10 protein-coding genes, 3 tRNA genes and 3 rRNA genes are annotated in these 16,134 nt (G+C 62.8%); 3 read left to right on the forward strand and 13 right to left on the reverse strand.

What is annotated here, in order from left to right; all coding sequences use genetic code 11:
- Positions 1 to 98: 98 nt before the first annotated feature.
- The 3 genes from DLJ49_RS17965 to DLJ49_RS17975 form a co-directional block, all read right to left on the reverse strand.
- Positions 99 to 392, reverse strand: coding sequence for a hypothetical protein (locus tag DLJ49_RS17965; RefSeq protein ID WP_199533421.1), 294 nt, complete (start codon positions 390 to 392; stop codon positions 99 to 101).
- 106 nt (positions 393 to 498) lie between these two features.
- The gene (locus tag DLJ49_RS17970; protein ID WP_115394924.1) at positions 499 to 1,221 is read right to left on the reverse strand and encodes an ImmA/IrrE family metallo-endopeptidase; all 723 of its coding nucleotides are present in this window, start codon (positions 1,219 to 1,221) and stop codon (positions 499 to 501) included.
- A gap of 11 nt (positions 1,222 to 1,232) precedes the next feature.
- Positions 1,233 to 1,562, reverse strand: a complete 330-nt coding sequence (locus tag DLJ49_RS17975; RefSeq protein ID WP_115394925.1) for a helix-turn-helix domain-containing protein — start codon at positions 1,560 to 1,562, stop codon at positions 1,233 to 1,235.
- A gap of 115 nt (positions 1,563 to 1,677) precedes the next feature.
- On the opposite strand from DLJ49_RS17975, the gene DLJ49_RS17980 reads away from it, so the two are divergent.
- On the forward strand, positions 1,678 to 3,915 hold the full coding sequence (locus DLJ49_RS17980) for an McrB family protein (RefSeq protein ID WP_115394926.1): 2,238 nt from the start codon (positions 1,678 to 1,680) through the stop codon (positions 3,913 to 3,915).
- Positions 3,912 to 5,204 (forward strand): McrC family protein, encoded by a 1,293-nt coding sequence (locus tag DLJ49_RS17985; RefSeq protein WP_115394927.1) that lies wholly within the window; start codon positions 3,912 to 3,914, stop codon positions 5,202 to 5,204. Before DLJ49_RS17980 ends, DLJ49_RS17985 begins: the two co-directional genes overlap by 4 nt.
- Before the next feature lie 61 nt (positions 5,205 to 5,265).
- Here the strand turns inward: DLJ49_RS17985 and DLJ49_RS17990 are convergent.
- The 9 genes from DLJ49_RS17990 to DLJ49_RS18030 all read right to left on the reverse strand — a co-directional run bounded on the left by DLJ49_RS17990 (position 5,266) and on the right by DLJ49_RS18030 (position 14,258).
- Positions 5,266 to 5,342, reverse strand: a tRNA-Met gene (locus tag DLJ49_RS17990).
- An 81-nt stretch (positions 5,343 to 5,423) separates the two neighbouring features.
- Positions 5,424 to 5,538, reverse strand: a 5S ribosomal RNA gene (rrf, locus tag DLJ49_RS17995).
- Between the two features lie 70 nt (positions 5,539 to 5,608).
- Positions 5,609 to 8,428: ribosomal RNA gene (locus DLJ49_RS18000) — 23S ribosomal RNA — on the reverse strand.
- 274 nt (positions 8,429 to 8,702) lie between these two features.
- Positions 8,703 to 8,778, reverse strand: a tRNA-Ala gene (locus DLJ49_RS18005).
- Between the two features lie 15 nt (positions 8,779 to 8,793).
- Positions 8,794 to 8,870, reverse strand: a tRNA-Ile gene (locus tag DLJ49_RS18010).
- Positions 8,871 to 9,003: 133 nt separating this feature from the next.
- A 16S ribosomal RNA gene (locus DLJ49_RS18015) occupies positions 9,004 to 10,468 on the reverse strand.
- Together the 16S, 23S and 5S rRNA genes with 3 tRNA genes alongside form the textbook arrangement of a ribosomal RNA operon.
- 594 nt (positions 10,469 to 11,062) lie before the next feature.
- Positions 11,063 to 11,680 carry a protein-methionine-sulfoxide reductase heme-binding subunit MsrQ gene (gene msrQ, locus DLJ49_RS18020; protein ID WP_115394928.1) on the reverse strand — a complete coding sequence of 206 codons (618 nt, stop codon included), beginning with the start codon at positions 11,678 to 11,680 and terminating at the stop codon, positions 11,063 to 11,065.
- Positions 11,680 to 12,591, reverse strand: a complete 912-nt coding sequence (gene msrP, locus DLJ49_RS18025) for a protein-methionine-sulfoxide reductase catalytic subunit MsrP (protein ID WP_115394929.1) — start codon at positions 12,589 to 12,591, stop codon at positions 11,680 to 11,682. The genes msrQ and msrP overlap by 1 nt, the downstream gene beginning before the upstream one ends.
- 116 nt (positions 12,592 to 12,707) lie before the next feature.
- On the reverse strand, positions 12,708 to 14,258 hold the full coding sequence (locus tag DLJ49_RS18030) for an FMN-binding glutamate synthase family protein (RefSeq protein WP_233489214.1): 1,551 nt from the start codon (positions 14,256 to 14,258) through the stop codon (positions 12,708 to 12,710).
- A gap of 283 nt (positions 14,259 to 14,541) precedes the next feature.
- Between DLJ49_RS18030 and DLJ49_RS18035 the strand changes: the two genes are divergently transcribed.
- On the forward strand, positions 14,542 to 15,024 hold the full coding sequence (locus tag DLJ49_RS18035; RefSeq protein WP_115394930.1) for a fasciclin domain-containing protein: 483 nt from the start codon (positions 14,542 to 14,544) through the stop codon (positions 15,022 to 15,024).
- A 41-nt stretch (positions 15,025 to 15,065) separates the two neighbouring features.
- Here the strand turns inward: DLJ49_RS18035 and DLJ49_RS18040 are convergent, their stop codons facing one another.
- Positions 15,066 to 16,082 carry a methyltransferase gene (locus DLJ49_RS18040; RefSeq protein WP_115394931.1) on the reverse strand — a complete coding sequence of 339 codons (1,017 nt, stop codon included), beginning with the start codon at positions 16,080 to 16,082 and terminating at the stop codon, positions 15,066 to 15,068.
- Positions 16,083 to 16,134 lie beyond the last annotated feature (52 nt).

The following is a 16,134-nucleotide window of genomic DNA, read 5'->3' on the forward strand; positions in this document are numbered from 1 at the left end:
GCCCACGCGCACCGTCAACAGGCGTCGCGCCGCTCGGGAGGGTCTGCACAACCCTCGACCGGTCCTCACGACCGGCCCACGACCGCCAAATCCGCCGCTCAGACGCATTCGGTGAATACTGCGGGGTCGAGAAACCCGGGATCCTCGGCCACGCTGAAAAGCGCGGCCTGCCCGGGCGCATCGGTCAGCGCGGTGACCCTCTCGGCGTCGTTCACCACCCGGTCGCGCTGGGTCCGGGACATCTCCTCGATGGCGCTCATGAGCGGGCCGGGCAGGTCGGCATCCCGGACAGTCCAGTCGATCTCGGCCGGGAGGCCGATTTCCGGCCGGTCGAAGTATTCCCGAAGCCCCTCGCCGGGGGTCTTGCGAAGCAGTGCAGACAGTGCGGTCACGCTGATCTCCTTTCTGGCGATTCTCATGATTGCTGATCTGCTAATCAGCGTATTGAGGGCCGAAGCGGAGTCAATCGAAAACATACGCAGTTCCGCGGATTCGCGATCAGCGGTCGAAGAGCGAGCCCTGCCCGCGGGTCGTCGTGATCAGGTTGAGCTTCAGCAACCGGATCCGCGCGGCCTCTTCGGAAACGGCGAACCGCTGCATGACGAGCTGGACCAGCCGGGCCGCATGGTCCGAAGCGGCATGGATGTCGGCGTGCAGATCGCGCGGACCGCAGTAGTCAGAGACCAGACGGCGAACGGGTGTCGCCGGCATCAGCAGCGCGCCGCTGATATAGCCGGCCTGCCATTCCATCCAGTCAGACTGCGGCGCGTCCAGCATGGTATCGCGCTTGGAGATCGCCTTGTTGGCGTTGAACCCGCGCTCCAGCATGTCGCCGGTGGCGAACCTCTCGTCCCACAGCGGACCATGGAACTTCACGTGTCCGAACTCGTGGGTCAGCGTGGTGCGGTAACGGTTCTCAAGCCGTTCGTCGGTGGAGATCTGCGCCGAGATCGACACATGCGGGCCGCGGTCGGGAAAGAACTCGGTGACGCCTTCGACGTCCTGTCCGTAGCGGGACAGATCGGCATACGGATCGAGGTCCGCATCATGCAGCTCGATGAGCATCGTCAGGTCGTCGGTCGAGACCGGATATTCGACCTCTCCCCTGCGCTTGAGGAGAAGGTCCCGGATCAGCCGCTCGCACTCGCCGTCGAGCTCGCGCTGGTCGTAGAAGGGTCGCCTGGCGAAACGTCCCGTCTTGTCTGGGATCATCCGGACCATTTGAGCCCTCCTTACTCCTTCTTCAGCGCCTTCCTGAAATTGGCGAACGCCTCAACCACCTTCTCCTGGTCGTATGCTTCCGACCGAAGGTCATCCGGCAGGCGCCCCGCCAGAGCGAAGAGATAGTCCTCCGGGATGTCGAGGATGCCGGAGAACTGGCGGATCAGGTGCCCCGAGCTGGGACTGCGCCGGTCGTGCTCGATGTCGTTGAGGTACTGTGGCGATATCGCGCCGCCCCCTTCTTCCTTCATGACGCGTGCGGCGAGTTCCTTCTGGCTCATACCGAGCGTCTTGCGGGCCTTCGAAATCGCCCGGCCGAAGGTCATACCGTCGGCAGACATGACCGGTCCATGGCTTGCTCTCCCTGTCGCTCCGCTTGTTCGCGGATTTGCGAACTGATACGCCTTATCCGCAAGGGGATCAACACCCGAGGCGGGCTCCGGGGAGGTGTAGCGCGTGTCGAGATTCAATCCGGACAGGGACATAAGCGACATCTACGATGCCGTCGCGACGTGGCGCGACCAGTGCCTCTTGGCGGACGGGTCTGTGTTCGCGTCAGAAGAAGAGCTGTGGACCGAGCCGCTTCTCGACGAGATCGACCAGCGCTTCGTCAGAAACCTCGATGCGGGCGAGGGCGACTTCCTCTCCAAGCTGAAGGAGCAGCTCTCCGCCGGTTCGCACGAGTGCAAGAAACTGATGGCCGAGTGTGTTTGGCTCCTGCTCCTCTTTCCGTCGAATGTCGGCGCCGAAAAGAAGCGCGAGAACGTACGTACGATCTGGTTATGGTCCGACACCAACCTGGATGAAAACCACCCGCTGCTTGATGACAAGGTGCTGCAGGGCATCGGCTCGGGCGGAACCGCCTTCAACACCCATCGGTGGCGCGAGCTGGTTTTTCTGATCAGCGCGATGCGCGACCTGAAGCGGCGAGACGCAATACTCGACGATCCATGGGCATTCGCCGACTGGCTGAGCGACCTGCCCGAAGCACGGCCTCGGCAACTGATCCATATCCTGCCGCACTTGCTGTTTCCCGACAGCTTCGAGCGGATAAGCTCGGAAGGTGACAAGCGGCGCATCCTCGCCGGGTTCAGCGACACGCCGGAGAAAGAGATCAGGAAGTGGAGCAACGCCGAGATCGACCGCGCCCTTCTCGATCTGCGGCGGCGGCTCGAACAGGAGCATGGGTCAGACATCGACTTCTACGAGGACGAGTTCGAGAGCCAGTGGAAGAGCCAGACAAGAAACTGGCTGCTCAGTTGGAACCCGTCCAAGTGGACGTGGGACACGCTTGAGGCGGACAGGGCCAAGACCATGGCCGGCGAAAGGGCCGACAACCGCTGGCGCTGCGGCTCGACCAAGCCTAGGGAGGGCGACCGCGTTTTCCTGATCCGAACCGGGACTGCTCCAAAGGGCGTTGTGGCTGCGGGCCAGGTCACGCGCGCCCCGTACGAAGCCGAGCATTGGGACCAGGCGCGCGCCGACGCCGGAGAGACGACAAGATTCATCGATGTCGCGTTCGACAGCGTGCGCGATGCAACGATGGACGAGATTGTCTCTCTGGAAGACCTGAAAAGCCGCGAACCCGGGCAGGAATGGAACCCGCAGTCTTCCGGAATCGAGATCAAGGACAAGGCGGCCCGGACACTGGAGCGCCTCTGGAAGGCGCTGCCATCTATCACGGCCGCTCCGGCGCCGGAGAGCACCACTGGAATCGGTGCAACATCATTGCGCAGAGCCGGACCGCCCCTGAACCTCATCATCTACGGCCCGCCGGGCACCGGGAAGACGTATCGTCTGAAGACCGACTATCTGCCGCGCTATCAGGACGAGGCCGAAGATCGCTTCGAGTTCGTGACCTTCCACCAGAGCTACGCATACGAGGACTTCGTTGAGGGGATACGACCTGTGACGGAGAGCGGCGCCGTCACCTACGAGGTGCGGCCGGGGGTACTGAAGCGGCTCTGCGATCGGGCCCGGCGCGCACCTGAGAAGCGGTTCGCCCTGTTCATCGACGAGATCAACCGCGGCAACGTCGCCAAGATCTTCGGCGAGCTGATCACGCTCGTCGAAGTGGACAAGCGGATCCGCACTGACTCTTCGGGAAACCGAATGGCGAACTGCGACGGCCTGGAGGTGACGCTCCCGTACTCTGGCGATCGTTTCGGGGTTCCGGAGAACGTCGACGTCATCGGCACCATGAACACCGCGGACCGCTCGATCGCTCTGCTCGACAGCGCGCTGAGGCGCCGGTTCCGGTTCGAGGAACTCACGCCGAAGCCTGAACTCCTCCGGTCGATCGACGACGGCGCAGGCAACCCCATCGACCTGCGCGAACTGTTGCAGGCCATGAATGCGCGCCTGTCCCGCCTGCTGCACCGCGACCAGACGCTCGGCCATAGTTACTTCTACCATGTGAAGTCGTTCGACGAACTGTGCCGTGTGTTTGCGAGGGAGGTTCTGCCCTTCCTGCAAGAGGCGTTCTACGACGACTGGCGGCAGATCAGATACATACTTGCCGACCAGACGGTGGAGGATGAGCTGCAGCTCGTCCGGGCGCGGACGCAGAGCGCCGCTCTGCTCTTTCCCAAGGCGGACCCGGCCGAAATCGGGGACGGCGAGGCGTTCGAGATCATTCGGGAAGACGACATCACACCGGACGCGATCCGCAAGATCTACGAGCCACCAGAATGAGGCGCCTCTCCGTCCGAGAGAGGGAGGGCGTCAGCATCGGCCCAGTCGGCGAGATCAGCGAGCTCGAGGCAGAAGGCATTGCGAAACTTGCCGGACACCTACCAGCAGGCACCCTAGCATGGGGCCACCGCGCGCTGAAGTTCGGGCCGTTCTGCGGGGTCCTGCAGACCGAGCAGGTGGCGATCGAGATACTTCCCAAGATCGACCATGGCAGCGATAGAAGCGAAGACATGCGGGGCCTTCTGGTGGCCATGCTTGCGCGCGCTGGAGAGCTTGGGGCGAAGAGGGCTGGCGATGCCGACCTCGGGCAGCAGCACAGCCACCTCCTGGACGTCTTCATCGAGGATTTCTGCGACTTGGTGAAGTCCGCGCTGCGCGGCGGGGCCATCGCCCGCTACTCCGAGCGGACAGAAAACCTCAATGCCATCCGAGGGCGGCTCGAACTCACCGAGCATCTGCGCGCCAACGCCTTCGACCGTTCTCATCTGCTCTGCCGCTTCGACGAGCGCAGTATCGACAACCCATACAATCAAGCGCTGAAGGGCGTCCTGCGAATCCTCCTCGGGTTCGCGCTAAGCCCCAGGACTCGGGCGATGGTGGCGGCGTTTCTCCATCGCTTCGACGAAGTGAGCGATCGTAGGGTCACGGTTCGCGACGTTGGCGCACTGCGGTTTGATCGGACCATCCGGCACTGGGAGCCGGTGTTTGCGCGGGCCCGCTGGCTACTGTCAGGCCTATACCCGGATGTTCGCACCGGCGACGCAGCTGGTTCAGCGCTGCTGTTCAACATGGAAAAGCTCTTCGAGAGGCTGCTTGGACTGCGCATCCGGCACGCCTGTCAGGCGCAGGATGGCGGGCGCCTCTCTGTCGGACTTCAGGGCCCTGTGAAGGACCTGGCGACGGCGGGCTTCCAGCTGCGCCCCGACATTGCCATCCAGAGCGGAAGTGAGACCGTCGCCATTCTCGATGCAAAATGGAAGCGCCTCGATCTCGCCGAACCGAACTCCGGCGTCTCGAGCGGCGACGCGTATCAGATGAACGCCTACGCCAGTCGCTACCGCTGCAAGCGACTCGCGCTCGTTTACCCGGCATCGAGAGACTGCCCGCCAGGAAGGGTCACAGAGTTCGTGCTCATGACCGAAGAGCGGCCGGTACTGGATGTCGTCGCGGTCGATGTTCGAGAGCTCGCCACTGGCAGCGGGATCCCGGCCGGTATCGATGCGATGATCCCGATCGAGCCGCACTGGAAGCAACGGTCATCGCAGGCGCCGATTTACGAAGCGATATGAAGGACTTCGGCCCCTCTTGCTTCCACAGTGCTTCCACGGGTGCTGGAAACGCGAGGTAATTTGGTTGCGGGGGTAGGATTTGAACCTACGACCTTCAGGTTATGAGCCTGACGAGCTACCGGGCTGCTCCACCCCGCGCCAATCGTACAACTCGCGTTGTAGCGTGCTAACAATCCGAACAGTCATCGAGAAGAGAGATATGTTTGAGGTTCTTGCTAGGTTTGGCGGCGACCTACTCTCCCACGTCTTGAGACGCAGTACCATCGGCGCTACGGCACTTAACGACCGAGTTCGGAATGGGATCGGGTGTTTTGCTCGCGCTATGACCACCAAACCGAGGAAGAACCTCACAATCAACTGTCCAAGCGCCTTCTGAACAAAGGCAACCCTGCCTTCTTCTGGATCAGATCAAGCCTGTCGGGCAATTAGTACCGGTCAGCTGAACGTGTCGCCACGCTTACACCTCCGGCCTATCGACGAGGTGGTCTACCTCGGCCCTCAGGGATACCTTGTTTCGAGGGGGGCTTCCCGCTTAGATGCCTTCAGCGGTTATCCCGTCCGATCATAGCTACCCTGCACTGCGGCTGGCGCCACAACAGGTCCACCAGTGGATCGTTCACCCCGGTCCTCTCGTACTAGGGGCAACTCCTCTCAAGTATCCTACACCCACGGCAGATAGGGACCGAACTGTCTCACGACGTTCTAAACCCAGCTCACGTACCTCTTTAAACGGCGAACAGCCGTACCCTTGGGACCTGCTCCAGCCCCAGGATGAGATGAGCCGACATCGAGGTGCCAAACACTGCCGTCGATATGGACTCTTGGGCAGTATCAGCCTGTTATCCCCGGCGTACCTTTTATCCGTTGAGCGATGGCCCTTCCACGCGGGACCACCGGATCACTATGGCCGTCTTTCGACTCTGCTCGACTTGTCAGTCTCGCAGTCAGGCTGGCTTCTGCCATTGCACTCAACGAGCGATTTCCGACCGCTCTGAGCCAACCTTCGCGCGCCTCCGTTACTCTTTGGGAGGCGACCGCCCCAGTCAAACTACCCGCCACAGAGGGTCCCGGATCCGGATAACGGACCGCGGTTAGACATCAAGCGAAGCAAGGGTGGTATCTCAAGGATGGCTCCACTCCAACTGGCGTCGGAGCTTCGAAGCCTACCACCTATCCTGCACATGCTTGGCCTGATGCCAGTCTGAAGCTGTAGTAAAGGTGCACGGGGTCTTTCCGTCTAACCGCGGGAAGCCTGCATCTTGACAGGCAATTCAATTTCGCTGAGTCGATGTTGGAGACAGCGGGGAAGTCGTTACGCCATTCGTGCAGGTCGGAACTTACCCGACAAGGAATTTCGCTACCTTAGGACCGTTATAGTTACGGCCGCCGTTTACCGGGGCTTCAATTCGGAGCTCTCACTCCTCCTTTTAACCTTCCGGCACCGGGCAGGCGTCAGACCCTATACGTCGTCTTGCGACTTCGCAGAGCCCTGTGTTTTTAGTAAACAGTCGCCACCCCCTGGTTTGTGCCCCCGACGCTCGTGCGCCGGGCCTCCTTCTCGCGAACTTACGGAGGTATTTTGCCGAGTTCCTTCAACATCGTTCTCTCAAGCGCCTTGGTATGCTCTACCAGTCCACCTGTGTCGGTTTAGGGTACGGTCTGGTGGAGGGCTATTTCCAGGGACTGTCTTGGATACGCCCCAATCCGATAAGGGACGCACGCCGCCACAATCCGTCACATCCTCCTGGCCCAGGAATATTAACCTGGTTCCCATCGTCTACGCTTTTCAGCCTCGACTTAGGGGCCGGCTTACCCTGCTCAGATTAGCTTTAAGCAGGAACCCTTGGACTTTCGGCGACAGGGTTTCTCACCCTGTTTGTCGCTACTCATGTCATCATTCTCGCCAGTGATCTCTCCACCGGTTGGCTCACGCCCCGGCTTCACAGAAAGCACCTCGCCTCCGATACGCCCCGAAGGGCGCAGAAGAGGCATGGTGCTATGTCACACTGCGCTCCGCTACCATGCCTTTCGGCATCCTCAGCTTCGGCTCGTGGCTTGAGCCCCGTTACATCTTCGCCGCAAGACAGCTTGATTAGACCAGTGAGCTGTTACGCTATCTTTAAAGGATGGCTGCTTCTAAGCCAACCTCCTGGTTGTTTTGGCCGTCTCACCTGCTTTCCCACTTAGCCACGAATTGGGGGCCTTAGCTGGAGGTCAGGGTTGTTTCCCTCTTGACGACGGGCGTTAGCACTCGCCGTCTGTCTGCCATCTAGTACTCCCGGGTATTCGGAGTTTGGTTAGGATCAGTAAGCCTGTGGGGCCCCATTACCCATCCAGTGCTCTACCCCCCGGGGTATTCGGATGACGCGCTACCTAAATAGCTTTCGCGGAGAACCAGCTATCTCCCGGTTTGATTGGCCTTTCACCCCTAGGCACAACTCATCCCGACCTTTTTCAACAGGTGTGGGTTCGGCCCTCCAATAGGTGTTACCCTATCTTCAGCCTGGTCATGCCTAGATCACCGGGTTTCGGGTCTGATCCCACGTACTCGTCGCCCTATTCAGACTCGCTTTCGCTGCGCCTACACCTAGCGGCTTAAGCTTGCACGTGAGACCAAGTCGATGACCCATTATACAAAAGGTACGCCGTCAGGGCTCGGGGCCCCTCCGACTGCTTGTAGGCGTTCGGTTTCAGGTACTGTTTCACTCCCCTCGTCGGGGTGCTTTTCACCTTTCCCTCACGGTACTGGTTCGCTATCGGTCAGCAAGGAGTACTTAGCCTTCGAGGGTGGTCCCCCGATCTTCAGACAGGATTTCACGTGTCCCGCCCTACTTAATGCGTCCTTCACGCTTCCCGTACGGGGCTGTCACCCGCTATGGCCGACCTTTCCAGGTCGTTCCGGTCACGCTTACGGCTCGGCTGGTCCCCGTTCGCTCGCCACTACTGGGGGAGTATCTGTTGATTTCCTTTCCTCCGGGTACTTAGATGTTTCAGTTCCCCGGGTTCGCTCTTTGAAACCTATGTATTCAGTCTCAAAGTACCTGGTTCAGCCCGATATGAACTGCCGAGGGCAGATCATATCAGTCTGTCAGGTGGGTTGCCCCATTCGGAGATCCATGGATCAAAGCCTATTCCCGGCTCCCCATGGCTTATCGCAGGGTATCACGTCCTTCATCGCCTCTTGCTGCCAAGGCATCCACCAAACGCCCTTCTCGCGCTTGATCTGATCCAGAAGAAGACAGGCTTTCGCCTGAGGCCCGGGCTGGTTCCGCCGGGCTCACATCCTCTGTTCAGAAGTCGTACATTCCCGCTCCCCACCTTGCGGCGAGGAGGTTTGGTTAGTGTACTTGACTTGGACAATCATGCTCGCCTCCGGCCGTTGGCCGGGGCAGCCTCCCACTCGAGGCTGCCAAGCATGATTGATTGTTTCTCTCTTCACGATGTCAATTCGTCCAGTCGGACGGCAAAGCCAATGCGCTTTGCGGTCGGACCGGGTCTTGGTGGAGCGTGTCGGGATCGAACCGACGACCCCCTGCTTGCAAAGCAGGTGCTCTCCCAGCTGAGCTAACGCCCCGATCCCGGAGGGGATTGGTGGGTCGAGGAGGACTTGAACCTCCGACCTCACGCTTATCAGGCGTGCGCTCTAACCACCTGAGCTACCGACCCAGAACGGGCGGTCGCCCGTAGTGCAGGACTGAAGAGATATGTGGACGGCCTGATCCGCTTTGCCCGGCTTGAGAACCGGACTTGCTAAGTGATCCACGAGACAGGCGTGCCTGTCTGCCAGGATCATCCTTAGAAAGGAGGTGATCCAGCCGCAGGTTCCCCTACGGCTACCTTGTTACGACTTCACCCCAGTCGCTGAGCTTACCGTGGCCGGCTGCCCCCCGAAGGTTGGCGCACCGTCTTCGGGTAAACCCAACTCCCATGGTGTGACGGGCGGTGTGTACAAGGCCCGGGAACGTATTCACCGCGTCATGCTGTTACGCGATTACTAGCGATTCCGACTTCATGCCCTCGAGTTGCAGAGGACAATCCGAACTGAGACAGCTTTTTGGGATTAACCCATTGTCACTGCCATTGTAGCACGTGTGTAGCCCAACCCGTAAGGGCCATGAGGACTTGACGTCATCCACACCTTCCTCCCGCTTATCACGGGCAGTTCCCCCAGAGTCCCCGGCCGAACCGCTGGTAACTGAGGGTGTGGGTTGCGCTCGTTGCCGGACTTAACCGAACATCTCACGACACGAGCTGACGACAGCCATGCAGCACCTGTCACTGATCCAGCCGAACTGAAGGAGTCTCTCTCGAGAAACCGCGATCAGGATGTCAAGGGTTGGTAAGGTTCTGCGCGTTGCTTCGAATTAAACCACATGCTCCACCGCTTGTGCGGGCCCCCGTCAATTCCTTTGAGTTTTAACCTTGCGGCCGTACTCCCCAGGCGGAATGCTTAATCCGTTAGGTGTGACACCGAACAGCATGCTGCCCGACGTCTGGCATTCATCGTTTACGGTGTGGACTACCAGGGTATCTAATCCTGTTTGCTCCCCACACTTTCGCACCTCAGCGTCAGTATCGAGCCAGTGAGCCGCCTTCGCCACTGGTGTTCTTCCGAATATCTACGAATTTCACCTCTACACTCGGAGTTCCACTCACCTCTCTCGAACTCTAGGCTGCCAGTATCGAAGGCAGTTCCGGGGTTGAGCCCCGGGATTTCACCCCCGACTTAACAGCCCGCCTACGCGCGCTTTACGCCCAGTAATTCCGAACAACGCTAACCCCCTCCGTATTACCGCGGCTGCTGGCACGGAGTTAGCCGGGGTTTCTTCTCCGGGTACCGTCATTATCTTCCCCGGTGAAAGTGCTTTACGACCCTAGGGCCTTCGTCACACACGCGGCATGGCTAGATCAGGGTTTCCCCCATTGTCTAAGATTCCCCACTGCTGCCTCCCGTAGGAGTCTGGGCCGTGTCTCAGTCCCAGTGTGGCTGATCATCCTCTCAAACCAGCTACTGATCGTCGGCTTGGTAGGCCGTTACCCCACCAACTACCTAATCAGACGCGGGCCGATCCTTCACCGAAATTCTTTCCCCCGAAGGGCGTATGCGGTATTAAACCCCGTTTCCAAGGACTATTCCGCAGTGAAGGGCACGTTCCCACGCGTTACTCACCCGTCCGCCGCTAAGGCCGAAGCCTTCGCTCGACTTGCATGTGTTAAGCCTGCCGCCAGCGTTCGTTCTGAGCCAGGATCAAACTCTCAAGTTGAAACGCGCATCGCGCGTTCTTGACGTTCGAACCTCAGCACATCTCCCTGCCCGGCTGGGCAGGGATCTTTCTGCTTGATGTGCTCCGTTCCAAGGGAACGAAGTCCGTCAAGCAGTGAAGCTGACACTCCGGTCATCGGGCTTGCGCCCTGCGGAGCCGATATGCGGGAGATTCGATCCATCGAATGGACCAAACCGCCCACAAATCTCTTCAGTCACCAGCGATGTCAAAGAGCGGAGAGACAAAACCGACGTGAGCGCCTCTTTCCTTTGAGGCGCGCCCGCCTGCTCGATCTCTCGATGTTTGTTCCGCCTCGTTGCCTTGGCTGCTGCCGCTGGCCCGTCTGGCGCCCCGTTGGCGCCTCAGCGCCGCCGGTGAGGGGGTATTTACGGATGAGGCCGGGGGGCCGCAAGGGGTTTTTTCGAGGAACATGGCATTTTTCTATCATGTCCTGCAAGCTATTGATTTTTGGAAGAAATTTATGCCCTGTGCCGGCTTGGGAGGGCGTCCTGCGCGCCTGCGAGCCCCGCCACAGGCCAACAATCCGCAGAATCTCGGCCTTATCCACAGACTCGGCGCGACTCTTCCCGTCCGTCACTCGGCCGGAACCGCACGCCTCCCGCGCTTCGGGACGAGTCGGAGGGCCAGCAGCCCCAGAATCGCCGCCAGATACAGCAGCGGCTCCAACTGGAAGCCCTTTCGCAGCATGACGAAGTGCAGCCCGCCCAGCAGCGCCACGCCGTAAGTCAGCCGGTGGAGCCGCTGCCAGGCCTGCGGGCCGAGCCGGCGCACCGACCAGTTGTTCGAGGTGAGCGCGAGCGGGATCATCAGGAGAAACCCGGCCATGCCCACCGTGATGTAGGGCCGCTTGAGGATGTCGGCCCAGACCTGCGCGAGTATCTGCACGTCGAGCACCAGCCAGACGAGCATGTGCGCAAGGATGTAGAAGAAGGCCGTCACCCCGACCGCCCGGCGGAAGCGGATCAGGCTGACCCCGGTGAACCGCCGGATCGGGGTCACGCAGAGCCCCGCGATCAGCAGCCACAGCCCCCAAAGGCCCAGGCGGTGCTCGATCGCCTCCACCGGCTCCACGCCCAACCGACCGGTCGCGCCCGCCCAGAACACCCAGATGACAGGCACGGCCGCCACGATGTAAAGCGACCATGGCGGCACCCGCCGGAGCGCGCCGTTGATGGGGCCTGCCAGATCCATCAGTAGTTCTCGGTCAGGTCCATGCCCTCGTAGAGCGAGGCGACCTCTTCCTCGTAGCCATTGAACATGAGCGTCGGCTGGCGGCGCGCGAACAGCCCCGAGCCGATCACCCGCTCGGTCGCCTGACTCCAGCGCGGGTGGTCCACCTCAGGGTTCACGTTGGAGTAGAAGCCGTATTCGCGCGGGTTCGCCTTGTTCCAGCTCGTCGGTGGCTCGTCTTCGGTCAGGGTGATCCGAACGATGCTCTTGATCGACTTGAAGCCGTACTTCCACGGCACCACCAGCCGGATGGGCGCGCCGTTCTGGTTGGGAATGTCGCGGCCGTAGATGCCGGTGGCCATGATCGTCAGCGGGTGGCGCGCCTCGTCGAGCCGCAGACCCTCGACATAGGGCCAGTCGAGCACCGGGAATCGGACACCCGGCATCTCGTCGGGCCGCAGCGCCGTCTCGAAGGCGACGTAGCGCGCCTCGGCCTTCACCCCCACCTTGTCGAGCAGGTCGGCAAGCTCGAAGCCGTTCCACGGGATGACCATCGACCACGCCTCGACGCAGCGGAAGCGGTAGATCCGCTCCTCGACCGTCATCCCCTCCATCACCTCCTCGAAGGAGTAGTCGCCGGGGCGGTCCACCAACCCGTCGATGGTGATCGACCACGGAGAGGTCGTCAGCATGTGGGCGTTCTCGGCCGGGTCGCCCTTGCCGGTGCCGAACTCGTAGAAGTTGTTGTAGGTCGTGATCTCTTCCCAGGTGTTCGGCTTCAGGCCCTCGGGCGCGGCCGTCGCGCGGGGGGCGAGGCCCGTTGCGGCGAGGCCGGCGAGCCCGCCCGCGGCAATGATCTGGCGGCGGTTGAGCCAGGCCCGTTCGGGCGTGACGTCGTCATGGGTCAGGTCATTGGTCCAGCGATGGGCCATGAACGCTCTCCTTTGCTCGGCACCCGTACCCTAAGTATAGTCGCGGGCTGCGTCCCGGCAGGTGTCGGATGCTCACGCGATCGTTGCCGATCGTCAGACAGGCCCGAGCGCCATCGTCACGGCGCGGAATAGTGGCCCGCATCGGGCGGTCGGGCCACCTGCGGCAGGGGCTCGCCCGCGCGGTAGGACGGATAGATCTCGTTCATCGGGATCGAGGTGCCGTCGGCCGTCACGAGGCGAACGTGCCGCCGCCGCATCTTCCGCGGCTCCGGCACGCCCACCGAATGGGCGATGGTCTCGACCTCGTGGACGATGGCGCGGGCGTATGCGGCCACGCGCTCCTCCTTCTCCACCACGACGAGGCCCTGCTGCAGGCGCGGCACATGCGTGGTGATGCCGGTCGGGCAGGTGTTGCGATTGCACTTCAGCGCCTGGATGCAGCCGAGCGCGAACATGAAGCCCCGGGCAGAGGTGACGAAGTCGGCCCCCGCCGCCAGCGCCCAGGCGACGTCGCCGGGGTTCACCAGCTTGGCCGACGCGATCAGGCGGATGCGGTCCTTCAGCCCGAACTCGTCGCGCAGGTTGACGATGCGCGGCAGCGCCTCGCGAATCGGCATGCCCACCAGGTCCATCAGTGGCATCGGCGCGGCGCCGGTGCCGCCCTCTCCGCCGTCGATCGTCAGGAAGTCAGGCGCAGCCTCGGTTCCGCGCCGCCCGATCGCCTCGAACAGGCCGCGCATCTGGGTGGGAGAGCCGACGGCCGTCTTGATGCCGGTGGGCTTGCCGGTGACATCTCGGACCCGGCCGATCAGGTCGAGCAGGTCATCCCAGTCGTCGACCTCGACATGACGGTTGGGAGAGATCGAATCCTGCCCCACCGGGATTCCGCGGATGAGTGCGATCTCGGGCGTGATCTTGGCTGCCGGAAGGATGCCCCCCTTTCCGGGCTTGGCACCCTGGCTGAGCTTGATCTCGAACATGCGCACCCGTTCGTGTGCCGCCACCTCACGGAGCCGCTCCTCCGACAGCCCGCCCATGGGCTCGCGCACCCCGTATTTCGCCGTGCCGATCTGGAAGACGAGGTCGCAGCCGCCCTCGAGATGGAAGGGCGAAAGCCCGCCCTCGCCCGTGTTGAGCCAGATGCCCGCCTTGGCGGCCCCTCGCGACAGCGCCTGCACCGCCGGCCGCGAGATGGCGCCGTAGCTCATGCCCGAGATGTTGAAGATCGACGGAGCGAGAAAGGGCTGCCGCGCCCCGGGGCCGATCACCATCGGCTCGGTCGAGGCGAACTGATCGTCGAGCGGAGGAAAGGCGGCGTTGACGAAGACCGGGGTGCCCACGACCGTGAGGTTGCGGGTCGAGCCGAAGGCGAGCGTGTTGCCCTGCCCGCTCGCCGCCTTCGTCACCCAGTCGCGCTGGGCCCGGTTGAACGGCATCTCCTCTCGGTCCATCGCGAAGAAGTATTGCCTGAAGAACTCGCCCAGAGTGGTGAAGAGGTGCCGGAAGCGCCCGATCACCGGGTAGTTCCGTCGGATCGCGTCCCGCGTCTGCACCCGGTCGATCACGAAGAAGGCCAGCGCCAGCGCCAGCGCCACGCCGACCGCGAAGACGAAGGTCACCGCCATCGCCTGCAGGCCCCACAGCGCCCAGTTCATCCAGATCGACATGACGTCCTCCGCGCGTTGCTCCGAGCTACCCTGAGTGAGTGACCGCGATCGGCGGATGACGCAAATCGCCGCCACCGGCCCGCCGCTTCGGTCACGCCGGATCACGCAGGCTGACATCAATTTGAATGGAAACGGCAGCGCCGCGCCGCTTAGCGCGCCACGGTGGTGCTTCAATACCGCTCCGGGCGCGCATCGCGGCGATCCGCGCACATCCAGGCGACCGTCCGGCGCGTTGCACGGCTGTCCCCACCGCGGGAGACACAGCCAACACTGGGAGAACGACATGATCCGCACGAAGCTGGCCGCTCTGGCCACTGCCACCGCCCTCGCCGTGCCGACCTTCGCCGCCGCGCAGGAGGCCGATATCGTCGACACGGCCGTGGCCGCCGGCGACTTCGAGACGCTCGTCGCCGCCGTGCAGGCCGCGGGCCTCGTCGAGACGCTCAAGGGCGAAGGCCCGTTCACCGTCTTCGCGCCGACCGATGCCGCCTTCGACGCGCTGCCCGAGGGCACCGTCGAGAGCCTGCTCGAGGACACCGACGCGCTGACCGAGATCCTCACCTACCACGTCGTGCCGGGCGCGGTGATGTCGGGCGACCTGTCCGATGGCATGACCGCCGCGACGGTCGAGGGCTCGGAGGTGGAGATCTCGATCACCGACGGCACCGTGATGGTCGACGGCGCGACCGTGACCGCCGCCGACATCGAGGCGTCGAACGGCGTGATCCACGTGATCGACGCCGTCATCATGCCGGGCGACATGTAATGCTTCCGGGCCGGGCGTATCGCCGCCCGGCCCACTGCACCTCAGGCGTCGGGTTTGCGCCCCGAGGCCAGCTTGGTCATTCCCGGGATCAGAGGCCCCACCTCGACAGCGCTGAACCCGGCCGCGCGCATCCGGTCTGCCAGCCAGCCATCCGACAGAGAGCGCGCCTCGGGCGTGAAGGCGGTATGCTGAAGTTGCCAGAGCGCGGTGTTCTTCGGGCCCGTCCTGTCTTCGTCGACGATGAAGTCGTGCACCAGAAGCCGGCCGCCCTGCCCGAGATGGTCGAATGCGCGGCCGATCAACCCCTCGTGGGCGTGATCCGGCACCCCCGACAAAAGGTATGACATCAGGATGGCGTCCTGTTTGCCGGGCCACTCGGCGGCAAGGGCGTCGCCCGTCGCATAGGTGATCCGGTCTGACAGGCCGGCATCGGCGACATAGGCCGCGCCTAGCGCCGCCACATTGGGAAAGTCGACCACCGTGACGTGCAGATCGGGATTTGCGCGGCAGAGCGTGATGGCGAAGGCGCCCGTTCCACCGCCGACGTCGAGCATCCGCTCCACGCCCGACAGGTCGACCCGCTTCGCCAGCCCCCGCGCCGGGCCGAGCGAGCCCGCGTGCTGGCTCTCCGAGTAGAGCCGTGCCTCCTCGGCGTCGGCGAACCAGTCGGCGTAGGAGGCGGTCGCGCCCTCGGGCAGTCGACCGGCCAGCGCCTCGCCGATCTGATCCATGAGCGGATACATCTGCCGGCCGACCTGCAGGCGCAGGTAATCGCCGAAATCGTACTTCGCGCCCCTGACGAGAAAAGCCTCGGCCGCCGGCGAATTGGCGAAGCCCTCGCCCGACCGCACCGTCAGGCCCAGCGCCGTGAGCGCCGTCATCAGCGTGCGGCACCGCTCCTCCGGCAGCCCCGACGCGGCGGCGATCTCCCCGGCGGACAACGCTCCGCCCGCGAGGCGCGTGAAGATGCCGAATTCGAGCGCGGCGAACAGCGCCCTCGAGCCCATGTAGCCGAACGCGATGTCGGAAATCTCTTCGGCCTCGGTCAAGCCGGCCATGGCGCGCTCCTCCTGCATGCTGGGTGGCGGCCTTGTCGCCCGGATGAGACCG

It is taken from the genome of Rhodovulum sp. 12E13 (assembly GCF_003340565.1).
Lineage (GTDB): Bacteria > Pseudomonadota > Alphaproteobacteria > Rhodobacterales > Rhodobacteraceae > HLUCCA09.

Coding starts and splice junctions, on each gene's coding strand:
- DLJ49_RS17970 (WP_115394924.1), bottom strand. CDS start 1,221: ATGGTCCGGATGATCCCAGACAAGACGGGACGTTTCGCCAGGCGACCC.
- DLJ49_RS17975 (WP_115394925.1), bottom strand. CDS start 1,562: ATGTCTGCCGACGGTATGACCTTCGGCCGGGCGATTTCGAAGGCCCGC.
- DLJ49_RS17985 (WP_115394927.1), top strand. CDS start 3,912: ATGAGGCGCCTCTCCGTCCGAGAGAGGGAGGGCGTCAGCATCGGCCCA.
- msrQ (WP_115394928.1), bottom strand. CDS start 11,680: ATGGATCTGGCAGGCCCCATCAACGGCGCGCTCCGGCGGGTGCCGCCA.
- msrP (WP_115394929.1), bottom strand. CDS start 12,591: ATGGCCCATCGCTGGACCAATGACCTGACCCATGACGACGTCACGCCC.
- DLJ49_RS18030 (WP_233489214.1), bottom strand. CDS start 14,258: ATGTCGATCTGGATGAACTGGGCGCTGTGGGGCCTGCAGGCGATGGCG.
- DLJ49_RS18035 (WP_115394930.1), top strand. CDS start 14,542: ATGATCCGCACGAAGCTGGCCGCTCTGGCCACTGCCACCGCCCTCGCC.
- DLJ49_RS18040 (WP_115394931.1), bottom strand. CDS start 16,082: ATGGCCGGCTTGACCGAGGCCGAAGAGATTTCCGACATCGCGTTCGGC.